Source organism: Corynebacterium argentoratense, assembly GCF_021491455.1.
GTDB classification, from domain to species: Bacteria; Actinomycetota; Actinomycetes; order Mycobacteriales; family Mycobacteriaceae; genus Corynebacterium; species Corynebacterium argentoratense_A.
Map to the genome: position 1 here is coordinate 109,098 of NZ_JAKETN010000002.1, position 12,547 is coordinate 121,644.

General features: G+C 57.8%; 12 protein-coding genes. 10 read left to right on the plus strand and 2 right to left on the minus strand.

All coding sequences use genetic code 11. From position 1 onward, the window contains the following. The first annotated feature begins 303 nt into the window (after positions 1-303). Positions 304-933 (plus strand): ATP-binding cassette domain-containing protein, encoded by a 630-nt coding sequence (locus L1C91_RS02955; RefSeq protein ID WP_234857954.1) that lies wholly within the window; start codon positions 304-306, stop codon positions 931-933. Here the strand turns inward: L1C91_RS02955 and hutG are convergent. Beyond that, on the minus strand, positions 930-1,871 hold the full coding sequence (gene hutG, locus L1C91_RS02960) for a formimidoylglutamase (RefSeq protein WP_234857955.1): 942 nt from the start codon (positions 1,869-1,871) through the stop codon (positions 930-932). The two genes, L1C91_RS02955 and hutG, sit on opposite strands and share 4 nt — an antisense overlap. Before the next feature lie 22 nt (positions 1,872-1,893). Between hutG and L1C91_RS02965 the strand changes: the two genes are divergently transcribed. The 5 genes from L1C91_RS02965 (at position 1,894) to hutH (ending at position 7,767) form a co-directional block, all read left to right on the plus strand. Then, entirely contained in the window at positions 1,894-2,682 is a 789-nt protein-coding gene (locus tag L1C91_RS02965; protein WP_234857956.1) for an IclR family transcriptional regulator, read from the plus strand. A gap of 85 nt (positions 2,683-2,767) precedes the next feature. Then, a complete protein-coding gene (hutU, locus tag L1C91_RS02970) occupies positions 2,768-4,477 on the plus strand; it encodes a urocanate hydratase (protein WP_234857957.1) in 1,710 nt (569 codons plus the stop codon). A gap of 5 nt (positions 4,478-4,482) precedes the next feature. Further along, positions 4,483-5,001 carry a CoA transferase gene (locus L1C91_RS02975; RefSeq protein WP_234857958.1) on the plus strand — a complete coding sequence of 173 codons (519 nt, stop codon included), beginning with the start codon at positions 4,483-4,485 and terminating at the stop codon, positions 4,999-5,001. Between the two features lie 8 nt (positions 5,002-5,009). Next, positions 5,010-6,191 (plus strand): imidazolonepropionase, encoded by a 1,182-nt coding sequence (hutI, locus tag L1C91_RS02980; RefSeq protein WP_234857959.1) that lies wholly within the window; start codon positions 5,010-5,012, stop codon positions 6,189-6,191. 46 nt (positions 6,192-6,237) lie between these two features. Beyond that, positions 6,238-7,767 (plus strand): histidine ammonia-lyase, encoded by a 1,530-nt coding sequence (hutH, locus tag L1C91_RS02985; RefSeq protein ID WP_234857960.1) that lies wholly within the window; start codon positions 6,238-6,240, stop codon positions 7,765-7,767. 54 nt (positions 7,768-7,821) lie between these two features. Here the strand turns inward: hutH and pth are convergent, their stop codons facing one another. Further along, a complete protein-coding gene (pth, locus tag L1C91_RS02990) occupies positions 7,822-8,355 on the minus strand; it encodes an aminoacyl-tRNA hydrolase (protein ID WP_411909703.1) in 534 nt (177 codons plus the stop codon). Positions 8,356-8,501: 146 nt separating this feature from the next. On the opposite strand from pth, the gene L1C91_RS02995 reads away from it, so the two are divergent. Genes L1C91_RS02995 through L1C91_RS03010 form a run of 4 tightly spaced genes read left to right on the plus strand, consistent with a single transcriptional unit; the run spans position 8,502 to position 12,463 of the window. Next, on the plus strand, positions 8,502-9,083 hold the full coding sequence (locus tag L1C91_RS02995; protein WP_234857961.1) for a thioredoxin domain-containing protein: 582 nt from the start codon (positions 8,502-8,504) through the stop codon (positions 9,081-9,083). Between the two features lie 3 nt (positions 9,084-9,086). Beyond that, the gene (locus tag L1C91_RS03000) at positions 9,087-10,757 is read left to right on the plus strand and encodes a cytochrome c biogenesis protein DipZ (protein WP_020975937.1); all 1,671 of its coding nucleotides are present in this window, start codon (positions 9,087-9,089) and stop codon (positions 10,755-10,757) included. Next, the gene (locus tag L1C91_RS03005) at positions 10,735-11,463 is read left to right on the plus strand and encodes a response regulator transcription factor (RefSeq protein ID WP_234857962.1); all 729 of its coding nucleotides are present in this window, start codon (positions 10,735-10,737) and stop codon (positions 11,461-11,463) included. The genes L1C91_RS03000 and L1C91_RS03005 overlap by 23 nt, the downstream gene beginning before the upstream one ends. Position 11,464: 1 nt before the next feature. Next, on the plus strand, positions 11,465-12,463 hold the full coding sequence (locus L1C91_RS03010) for a sensor histidine kinase (protein ID WP_234857963.1): 999 nt from the start codon (positions 11,465-11,467) through the stop codon (positions 12,461-12,463). Positions 12,464-12,547 lie beyond the last annotated feature (84 nt).

Here is a 12,547-nt window from a genome sequence, read left to right on the forward strand (position 1 = left end):
GCGCGGAGATGTGTGTCTGAGCGCCGTCAATGTACTTAGACGTAAAAGATACCTGAATCGGTTCCATGGGATCTTAAAAAATTTGCATTATCCGTCGACTCTTAATTCTCTGTAGCTGAGTACACCGCCTAACAGGGTTTTTATTTCGGCTCGACAACGTGCCGAGCACCGGCGATGCTGCACGAGCGCGGGTAATTACCCCAATTGTGGGGTGGTTAAAGTTTTCAAGTATTTGAGATCTGGAACACTTTCTACTGTATGGTCTAAAAGGTGCAGTAACTAGACCTTTTAGGGAGGCTTGCAGTGTCAACCGTTGCGGGGCGCACGGAGTTTCTACGAGCCCTCGTAGGCCTCAGCACCGTGGAAAGCGGAACAGTATCGCTTAACGGTGAAACGTACACCCCATCGCGCCCAGCAGCTGCAGCATCCCGCGGGCTCGTTTATGTCACGGAAGAACGGAAAACCGACGGAATCGTTGCCCAAATGAGCGGGCTCGATAATGTCGCACTACCTGTTCTCAAACGTTATACGCGTTTTGGCTGGTTGCGTCGTGGCGCAATGGATGAAGCGGCCCTGGAGATCCTTGGTAAATTGCAGATTCGAGGCGACGTTACGTCGCCGGTGGAATCCCTGTCGGGTGGAAACCAACAGAAAGTTTTGCTGGCTCGTGCCATAGCGCAACGACCTACGGTGCTGCTTCTTGATGAAGCCACCAAGGGTGTTGACATTGGCGTGAAGAATCAGATCCATGACCTCCTGAAACACATGGCTCAGGAACAAGGGTTGACTCTGATAGTGGCTTCCTCCGAAGAGGAAGAAATCTTGAACCTGGCGGATAGAGTCGTGGTCTTTGCCAAGGGAAGTGCGATCACTGAGCCAATTTCTACCGGCGCGCTCGACGTCGCCCGCCTCCGCGAGCTCGCCTGGAGCTAGCCCGCACAGGAGGGGTTATGAAGGGCTTCTCCCGCTACAATCGTGGCGATATCCCACAGCAAGCGGGCGGCAACTTTCGCCGTCCGCCCATCAATGTCAAACCCTGGATTCAACTCCACCACGTCCACCAGCCGTAGCTTTCCACTTGCCGCCACTTGGCAGGCGAGTGCACGAATAGTAGCCAGATCGACGCCAAGCCCCGCAGGTGCGCTTACGCCCGGCGCGACACCGGCTGGCAGAACATCCAGGTCAATCGACAAATGAATCACGTCGTGTGATTCGAGGAAGTTCGCTACGACGAAGTCTGCTTGGTCGATCTGCCAATCTTCCACGTAGGTTGCGCCCAGACGATCAGCCTCATCGAACAATTCCTGCGTGTTATTCGGCCTTGAAACGCCTACTACCAGGTAGTCTTGTCCGCAATCGAACTGTTCACAGATTTGCAAAAATGGGGTTCCTGACGTCGCCTCTTCCGCACGCCGCAGGTCAAAATGTGCGTCCAAATTAATTACGCCGACACGAGGGGAGCGTGAGCTTTCGTTGGTGCGGGAGTCCCTCACGGCGTCATCGTTGAGCCCATGGCGTAGGCCGCAATGGGAGCCGTAGGCGGTTTCGTGGCCCCCACCGAGGACAAACGTCACGGGATGTGAGCTCACTGATGCGGCCACCGCCGCTGCTAATTCTTGGTGGCCTTGCTCGAGGTCTGTTCCTCCAACAGTGACGTCGCCGTGATCAACAACGCTCAATTGACCATGCACTGCCAGCGGTGCGAGTGCCTGTCGCAGTGCGGTAGGTCCCTCGGAGGCCCCCGGTCGCCCGTGGTTGCGCCTCACCCCCTCGTCACTTGCGAAACCCACAATGCCTACCGTGCTATCGCCCGAATCAGTGACGATATGATGCCAGCGGGGTCCGTCGCTACGTCCTGTCCAGATGCTCATGATTGCACTATAGAGTGTTGTCATGAGTCCCGGGAAGAGTCGCGTACCAGCCGCTGCCAATACTCTTGCAATTCTGCAGGTGCTTACAGCCGCTGACGTGCCCATGTCTGCAGCCCGCATCACCCAAGAAACAGGCTTGCCGCGATCAACGGTGTACCACCTATTGTCCGTCATGGAGCAGGCGGGTTTTGTTGTTCACTTGGCGGAAGAGCAAGCCTACGGGTTGGGGGTTGCGGCGTATGAGATGGCGAGCTCCTACTCCCGTCAACAGCCTCTGGTTCGCGTTGGTAGGCGATACGCGGCGGCGTTGGCTATGCAGGTGGGTGGCAGTACGCACATTAGTCGTCTGTCTGGTTCGGAGGTTGTGTATCTGCTGGAAGAACGCGCGCCGGATGCGGTGCGTTTGCTAACCGATGTGGGGGTTCGCCTCGATGCTTATCGGACGGCTAGTGGTAAGGCGATGATGGCGTATCTTCCGGCTGCTGAAGTCAAGGCTGCGGTCGGTGTCCACGGTGTAGGCGGGCGGGATTTCTCGGAGTTCGAGCATGATCTTTGTATTGTGCGGCAGCGGGGCTGGGCGGAGGAGACAGGCCTGGTAAGTCCGGGGCAGGAGAGTCTTGCGGTGCCTCTCTTTGATCATTTGGGTCGTGCTAGCTCATCGTTGGCTCTTACCTATCGTCAGGGATCCTTGGCGGAGTCTAAAAAACAGCAATTGCTGGCGGAAATGGTGGAGACTGCCGGAAAAATAGCCAGCACGGTGTACGGAAGTAACGTGCATCACCTGCATAGTCTTGGATCCCAGACAATATAGTTCTTCAACCGCTGGGAATCTTTAGTATCGGCCCTTACATTTGTGGCAATCCACAATCCAAGTCACAAAATGTGAAGGAGCCACAATGAGTGAAACCACCACTAACACGAACGGCAGCAGGGTCATCCGCGCCCCCCGCGGGACTGAGCTGAATGCAAAGTCCTGGCAGACTGAAGCACCCCTGCGCATGCTCATGAACAACCTCGATCCCGAGGTAGCCGAACGCCCCGAAGACCTCGTTGTTTACGGTGGCACGGGTAAAGCTGCCCGCAACTGGGAAGCCTTTGACGCTATTGTCGAGACCCTCAAAACCCTTGAAGATGACGAGACACTTCTTGTTCAGTCCGGAAAGCCCGTTGGTGTGTTCCGTACCAACGAGTGGGCGCCCCGCGTCCTAATCGCTAACTCCAACCTCGTTGGTGACTGGGCAACGTGGCCGGAGTTCCGCAAGCTCGAGGCCGAAGGTCTCATGATGTACGGCCAAATGACCGCCGGCTCCTGGATCTACATCGCCACGCAGGGAATCCTTCAGGGCACCTTCGAAACATTCGCTGCGATCGCGCGCAAGCGTTTCGGTGGAACCCTCAAAGGCACGATCACCCTCACCGGAGGCTGTGGTGGCATGGGCGGCGCACAACCTCTCGCGGTGACGCTCAACGGCGGTGTGTGCATCATCGTCGATGCCGATCGCTCTCGCCTCGAACGCCGTCAGTCCAAGCGCTACCTCGGGTGCGTTGCCGATTCGCTTGATGACGCCGTGTCGCGCGCTCTAGCAGCGCAGGCTGCGGGCGAAGCACTGTCCATTGGCGTCGAAGGAAACGCAGCGGAGATTTTCCCCGAGCTCCTCCGTCGTCATCGTGCTGGCGAGATCAAGGTAGACATCGTCACCGATCAGACCAGTGCACATGATCCCCTCAGCTACCTGCCGACCGAGGTGGCGTTCGAGGACTGGCATCGAGAAGCTGCCGAAGACCCCATCACCTTCACCAAAAAGGCTCGGGAGTCCATGGCTGCCCAAGTCCAGGCCATGGTGGAATTCCAGGACGAAGGTGCCGAGGTGTTCGACTACGGCAACTCGATCCGTGACGAAGCACGACAGGCAGGCTACAACCGAGCCTTTGAATTCCCGGGCTTCGTGCCCGCCTACATCCGCCCCTTGTTCTGTGAAGGCAACGGGCCCTTCCGCTGGGCAGCTCTATCCGGTGACCCCGAGGACATCCGTGTCACCGACCAAGCGCTGAAGGAATTGTTCCCCGACAATGAGCACCTCCACCGTTGGCTCGACGCCGCCGAAGAGTTCGTCGAGTTTGAAGGGCTTCCTGCCCGCATTTGTTGGCTTGGCTACGGTGAGCGCCACAAAGCCGGCATGCTGTTCAACAAGCTTGTCCGCGAAGGCAAACTCAAGGCCCCGGTGGTCATCGGACGCGATCACCTCGATTCAGGATCGGTCGCATCGCCCTACCGAGAGACCGAATCTATGCTCGATGGGTCCGATGCGATCGCGGACTGGCCGCTGCTCAACGCTCTTACCTCAACTTCTTCCGGTGCAACCTGGGTGTCACTGCACCATGGCGGTGGCGTCGGCATCGGCCGCTCCATCCACGCAGGCCAGGTGATCGTCGCTGACGGTACCGACCTCGCAGAAAAGAAGCTCGAACGAGTGCTGACCAACGACCCCGGTATGGGCGTTATTCGGCACGTGGATGCCGGCTACAACCGAGCCGATGAAGTCGCACGCGAACGCGGCGTGCGCATCCCAATGCCATTCAACTCTCGTGAAAACACTGGCAACTAGGGGACATGACCATGCAACGCTATCCTGAAGGGGACTATTTCAACTTCGAAGAGACCCTGCCGCAGCGCGAAGACGACAAACTGATGCATGTGCGAGACTGGGCCCAAAACCAAGTCCGGCCGATCGCCGTCAGCAACGACAAACTCTTCGCCGCATTAGCGACCGCACTCGAGCGGACACAATGGCTCGAAGACCCCCGGTTCGCGACCTATTACGCACGCTTCAACCATCGTGATGAGATGCGCTCAGAGATCAACAATGCACTCCGTAGCTTCACAGTTGAACAAGCAGTCCATACACTCCAACAACACGGTGTGCCCACCGCCCCCGTGCTCGGTGTAAAAACTGCCCTGAGAAACGAACACGCTAACCACAGAGGACTCATTGCACGTGAAGAAGACGGCTTTGAGACACTAGCGAGCCCTCTACGCTTGCGAGGCAGTGTCGCACCACGGCGCGCACCAGAACCCAACCAAGACATCGATTACGTCCTCAACACGGTTCTGAAAGAACCACCTCGCTAGGAGCACATATGGCATCCACACTGTTCACAGGAATATCAGAACTGCACACAGTCAGCGAACGCGGCGTCATAACCAATGGGGCAGTCATCACCCACAACGGCACAATCCAATGGGTCGGTGCAGCAAACGAAGCCCCCGCAGCCGACCAAGCAATTGATTGCGGAGGACGGGCAGTGCTGCCGGGGTGGGTCGACAGCCACACCCACATGATCTTCGCTGGTGACCGTAGCCAAGAATTCGCTGCACGAATGGCAGGCAAAGACTACGCGGCAGGTGGCATAGCAGTCACCATGAACGCCACCCGGGAAGCCGGCGAACATGCCCTCACCGAACTGCTCAAACAACGCATCCGTGACGCCCACGCCGGAGGCACCACGACCATCGAGACCAAAACCGGGTATGGACTCGATACACAATCTGAAGCCCTTGCCGCACGTATCGCTGCGGCTCATGTCGACGACGTCACCTTCCTCGGGGCACACCTCGTACCCCCAGGTGCTGACCCTGACGCATACTTGGACGAAGTCTGCGGCCCCATGCTTGACGCGGTCGCACCGCATGCTCGATGGATCGACGTCTTCTGCGAACGAGGCGCCTTCAATGAAGAACAATCCCGTCGAGTTCTGCGCGCCGGGCAAGAACGTGGGCTGAAACCCCGCGTTCACGGCAACCAGCTCGGCGAAGGCAGCGGGGTACAGCTCGCAGTAGAACTAGGAGCCGCGAGCGTTGACCACGTGAACTACATCAATGCCGAAGACATTGAGGCGTTAGCGAGTTCCAATACCGTCGCGACCGTGCTACCCGCCTGTGATCTGTCCACTCGCCAACCACTAGCGCCCGCCCGCACCCTAATCGATGCAGGAGCACACGTAGCCATTGCGAGCAACCTCAACCCAGGAACCTCCTACACCTCGTCTATGAACTTTTGCGTGGGCACAGCAGTGCTCCAAATGCATCTCACCCTGGATGAAGCAATCCGAGCTGCTACCGCTGGGGGAGCACGCGCTCTGGACCGCCATAACGTAGGCAACGGGCTGGACCCCCAGGGGCGACCGGCCAAAGGAACCCTGGTGGAAGGAGCTGCCGCAGACCTGCACGTTTTGCGTAGCCCTCATGCAATTGACCTGGCTTATAGGCCAGGTATGCCCATGAGTCACCAGACGTATCGTGCCGGCCGCCGCGTGGCCTAAACTGCGGATTATCAAGAATCGTTTTTCACAAAAACAAGGAGCACTAATGATCACTGTGAGCACTGGGCCGCTATCGATCGATGATGTTGTCGCTGTTGCCCGACACGACGAACCCATCCGTCTCAGCGATGAAGCGCGCGCAGGCATTGCAGCCACCCGCCAACACATCGATAAGCTGGCGGAACAGCAAGAACCTGTCTACGGAGTCTCCACCGGATTTGGCGCACTAGCGCGACGTCACATTCCTCACGAGCAGCGGGCACAACTGCAACGAAGCCTAGTGCGCAGTCACGCAGCGGGCTCTGGACCAGAAGTAGAACGAGAAGTAATCCGGGCGCTCATGCTGCTGAGGCTATCGACACTCGCGACGGGTCGCACCGGTGTACGCGTCGAAGTCGCAGATACCTACGCTGCCATGCTCAACGCAGGAATCACCCCGATCGTTCACGAATACGGTTCGCTCGGGTGCTCCGGTGATCTAGCTCCGCTATCGCATTGCGCACTCGCGCTGATGGGGGAGGGGCGAGTTCGTGACGCACAGGGGCGCGCCATGGACGCAGCGGAAGCCCTCGCCGCCGCCGACATCGAACCCCTCGTGCTGCGGGAAAAGGAAGGCCTTGCGCTCATCAACGGAACCGACGGCATGCTGGGGCAACTGTGCTTAGCAATCGTCGATCTGCGCCACCTAGCAAAGACCGCGGACCTCGCCGTCGCTATGAGCGTTCAGGGCCTTCGCGGAACCACGGGAGTGTTCGAACCACATCTGCAGGCACTGCGCCCGCAGCCAGGTCAAGCAGTATCTGCGGCCAACATCCTTGCCCTTAGCCAGCAATCTCCCTTGCTGGACGCGGCCTACGAAGAGTTCAAAACGAGCCACGTGCAGGATGCTTACTCGGTGCGCTGCTCCCCGCAGGTTACTGGTGGGTTCCGGGACACCATCGACCATGCCGCTCGGGTGGCTGGTTACGAACTTGACTCAGCCGTCGATAACCCCGTGGTGACGCTCGACGGCGAAGTTCGATCTAATGGAAACTTCCATGGTGCACCAGTGGCCTATGTACTTGACTTCCTGGCCATTGTTGCCGCAGATGTGGCCAGCATGTCAGAGCGTCGCACAGATCGTTTCCTCGATCCTGCACGAAATCGGGGCCTGAATCCATTCCTTGCGGATGATCCAGGCGTCGACTCTGGGCACATGATCGCCCAGTACACCCAAGCTGCGATCGTTTCGGAGATGAAGCGACTGGCTAACCCTGCCTCCGCCGATTCCATTCCTTCCTCCGCGATGCAGGAAGACCATGTATCGATGGGATGGTCGGCAGCGCGAAAACTGCGCAAGGCGGTTGATGGTTTGCGTCGGGTGCTGGCGATAGAAATCCTCACCGCCGCACGAGCTATCGATATGCGCGAACAGCAACCATCGCCCGCCGTCGCAGCAGTCATCGCCAGGTTGCGTGATGACGTCGCGGGGCCCGGTGTTGACCGGTTCCTTTCTCCCGAAATTGAAGCTACCGTTCAGCTCGTCGCTGACGGAACCCTGCTGGATGTTGCACACCAGGTGTGCCCCATGCAGTAGCCCGGCAGTTGTCACCGTATGGGATAGCAGTGCCTCCGAGCTACAGCAAGGTCGCTACAGCAGGGTCGCGATCAGATCAGCCGCATCAGCAGCCACGATCGGAAGCTCGTCGCGTTCTCGCTTCGAAAAATCCTCCAGCACAAACTTCGCCGGAGCCATCCTGCCCGGAGGCCTACCAATCCCAACCCGAATCCGCTGATAATCCGGGGTAGACAACGCCTTAGTAATATCGCGCAGCCCATTATGGCCGTTTCCGCCGCCCCCCACCTTGTGCACGACCTGGCCTAGATCTAGATCCAACTCGTCATGCACCACAATGATGTCCGCGGGCGGAACCTTGAAAAAAGAAGCCACATTTTTTACAGGCCCGCCCGACAAATTCATCATCGATCGCGGCTTCACCACAATCACATCAGGGAATTCCGCGACGTCAACATTCGTACGTTTATGTGTACCGAAACGGCCACCGCGGTCGTCAACAAACGCATCCACGACGATAAAGCCCGCATTATGACGAGTCATCGCATAACGAGGCCCCGGATTACCAAGACCAACTAGCAGCTTTTTCGCCAAGGGGTGCCTCCTCAGGCGCTTAATACAGGCGCGTACTCTTCGTTGCCCACACATCACAGTGAACAGTGGCGACAGTGAGAATAGTTTATTTAGCGCCTTGTCACAGAATCGTAAGAATATCCCACCGGGGTTCGTAATTTCTGCTCTTTACAATGGGCATCATGAGAATCCACAAGAGTTACCTCACAGTATTGTTACTACCCGCTTTGGCACTGGCTGGCTGCAGCTCCAGCTCGGATGCAGACAAAAAAGATGACGCCATGATGTCGACCTCCGCGACGTCGAGCGCGATGAGCACGTCGTCCGAAGCCCCTGAAACTTCAGCGGCCATGGACAAAGATGCCAAGGACGGCATGAAGAAAGACTCCATGGAAAAGGACGCCATGAAGAAAGACTCCATGGAAAAGGACGCCATGAATAAGGGCGGCGAATTTGTCACCTACGAGCAGTACATGGAGCACTCCGACGCAGCAATGCACCACGACGGCCGAACCGTCCTCTTCTTCGACGCATCCTGGTGCCCCGACTGCCAGAAACTCAAGAACGCCCTAAGCTCCGAGCACGATGTGATCCCCGCTGGCGTGACCGTCGTCGACGTGGACTACGACTCCCACAACGATCTGCGCAAACAGTACGGAGTGACCATGCAGCACACCTTCGTTGAGGTGGATGCGCAGGGCAACAAGGTCAGCAGCTGGTCCATCACCGACCCGTCGGCACTGAATGAAAAGCTTGCAGGCTAGCCCATGATTCTCACTGGGCTACTGTCGTTCGGCGCGGGTCTGCTCACAGTACTCGCGCCCTGTGTGCTGCCTTTCCTACCGATCATCGTCGGAGGCAGCCTACGCGGACATCGATCGCGACCGTACATCGTCGCGGCGTCATTAATTGCTTCACTGCTCGCATTCACACTGCTATTGAAGGCAAGCACAGCGCTCATCGGAATTGATCCGCGCTGGTGGAGCATCATCTCCGGAGTAATCGTTGTCCTGCTGGGCATCGCTATGCTGTTCCCGGACCTGTGGACGCGTGTGTCGCTCGCTATTGGCTTCGACCAAAAGTCGCACAACATCCTTGACCGCGCAGTCAGCCACGAAAAGCGCGTCACCTCAGCCGTGTTAACGGGTGCGGCACTCGGCCCAGTGTTTTCCAGCTGCAGCCCCACCTACGCGTGGGTGATCGCAACAGTACTACCCGCAAGCCCCGTGGCGGGACTGATCTACCTCGGTCTATACTGCGTGGGCGTTGGGGGAGCGCTGCTTGCATTTTCTCTACTCGGCAGGAAGCTTGTCGACCGAGTGCAATGGGCGGCCAACCCCCGAGGATGGTTCCAACGAAGCATCGCCGTGCTGTTCATCATCATCGGCCTGGCCGTGAGCACCGGAGTCGATAAGAAATTCGAAACATGGGCAGTGTCATGGGCGCCGTCCTTTACCGAAATCGAAAACAAACTGCTCCCCAGCGATAACGACGATTCATCCGCCGACGCCGCAGCTCCTACACAGTCGTCGGGTGCTGCCGCCCCAGACTTTCAGGGAATCGATACATGGATCAACAGTGATCCGTTAAGCATCGATGAACTGCGAGGCAAAGTGGTGCTGGTGGACTTTTGGACGTACTCCTGCATCAACTGTGTGCGAACCCAGCCGTATCTGAACGAGTGGTACAACAAGTATCACGACGACGGATTGGTGATCGTCGGCGTGCACGCACCGGAATTCACCTTCGAAAAAGACCCAAAGAACGTCGAGCGTGCCGTGGAAGAAGCGGGTATCAAATACCCAGTCGCTTTGGACAATGACTTCGCTACCTGGAACGCCTACAAAAATAAATACTGGCCAGCGAAATACCTGATTGATGCTCAGGGAAACGTGCAATACACCCATTTCGGTGAAGGCGAATACGAAGACACCGAGAAAGCGATCCAACAGCTACTCGATGTACGCCAACCCGTGTCCACGGTGGACAATGGCCTTGCCGCCGGAGTTGGTCAGTCCCCCGAAACCTACCTGGGCACCCAGCGTGCACGTAACTTCCAAGGCGACCACCCCCTGCGCTCTGGAACAGGGGAGTATGACGCCGCGGGGGAACTGGACAGCGACGAATGGACCCTGGGTGGAAACTGGGATGTTCAGGATGAAAAAATCACCGCTGACAAGAGTGGCGCTACGTTGACCTACGTGTTCGATGGTGCGGAAATGTACCTGGTGATGAGTGGTCGAACAGGCGCAACAGTACACGTATCGGTTGAAGGTGAGCCGGATGCCTTCGGCGACGACGTCACAGATGGGCGTATTACACTAGACGGAAGTCGCTTGTACCACCTCGTTCATCTACCTCAACCGCGTACGAAAACCACGGTGAAGTTAACCTTCGATGAAGGAGTGTCCGCTCATGCATTCACCTTTGGGGGCTGACGAACCCTCCCGCAGCACAGTGCTCGTCGTCGATGACGACTCCACTGTTCGCAGCGTCGTCGTCGACTACCTGAAGGCGTCAGAATACGACGTCACCGAGGTCGGCGACGGATTGCAGGCGCTACAGCTGGCGCAAAGCCAGCGGTGGGACCTTCTCATCTTGGACCTGATGCTTCCGTCGATGGACGGACTAGAAATCCTGCGTCGCGTGCGGCACTCGGATCCAGACACTCCGGTTATTTTGTTGACAGCCAAAGGCACGGAATCCGAGCGCATCCTGGGGCTTGAAACAGGTGCCGATGACTACATGACCAAACCTTTTAGCCCCCGTGAGCTCGTTCTTCGAGCAAACACCATCATTAGAAGAACTAAAGCCAAAGCCGAGCTCGAGCCTGACCGCGACGTCATTTCCGATGGGGACCTACACGTCGATCTCACGGCAAGGAAAGCATCCAGCGGCGACGAAGAGCTATCCCTCACCGTGCGGGAGTTTGATCTACTCGCACACTTCATGAGCCACCCCAACCAAGTATTCTCACGAGACCAGCTCATGGGGGCTGTGTGGGGATGGGAAATCGGTGACCCCTCAACGGTAACTGTCCACGTGCGACGTCTGCGCAGCAAGATTGAGAGCGACAGCACGGCACCGCAACGATTGGTCACAGTATGGGGAACCGGCTACCGATGGGAACCACAGGAAGGTTGAGATGGCTAACGAACTGCTCTTGGCTGTAGCCGCCGCAATAGTTACCGGCATGCTCGGCGCCTTGGTGACCGTGCGGATCGCGCGAAAAAGCCTACGGTGGGCGTCAATTTTGAGCCCACTGGCAGTTGTTGGTTCGATCGCTGCAGGCCTCATAGTCGGTATTCATTTCATGGTGATCGAGGGGCAGAGCGTTGTCCTACTCATACTCGCTGCCACTATGCCTGTGGCACTCGTGCTCGGGGTGGGCATGTCAATGAAAGCACAACAGGTGGCTGCTCAGTCATTGGCGGAGATCGAAAAAGAACGACGCCAACGCGAGGTTGAAGCAGGCCGTCGAGAGCTGATCACCTGGCTTTCACACGATTTGCGCACCCCACTAGCTGGGATTAAGGCGATGGGCGAGGCTTTAGAAGACGGTGTGGCCCCCGATCCGGGGCGCTACTACCGCATGATTGTCGCTGAAGCCGAACGAACAAACGAGATGGTCAGCAGCGTGATGTCGCTGGCCAGCCTGCAGACATCTTCTGAGGAAGTCAACCATGAGCTCGTATCTCTGAGCGACTTGGCATCCGATCTGGTGGGGCAGCTGACCCCGCTCGCTCAAGCTCGACGGTCGCGTTTGCTCCTCGAATGTGACTCCAACGTCGACGTCCATGGCGACCCGCACTTGCTCAGCCGAGCGATGCAAAACATCGTGGCGAATGCGATCCAATACAGTGGCGAAGAATCCACCATCACGGTCAGCGTGCGTTCCACACAAGAAGGCGCTGCATTTGAGGTGCTTGACCAGTGCGGTGGGCTTTCAGCGGATGCGTTGAGCAACATGTTCCATGTTGGTTGGCGGGGCAGCGTGGCACGCACACCGTCGGCACACGGCGGGGGTTCCGGCTTGGGCCTGCCGATAGTCCAAATGGTGGCCGAGGCGCATCAAGGAACGGTCAGTGTTCGCAATGATGGGGACGGGTGCCGCGTGACAGTGGAATTGCCGGAAAGACGATAACTTGCCGACTGTTCAGCCGTCGCTGTAAGTCGCGGCGGCGATCTATGCCGTGGGGGGCGGGCGCATTCCGCCCCGTTGGTGCTT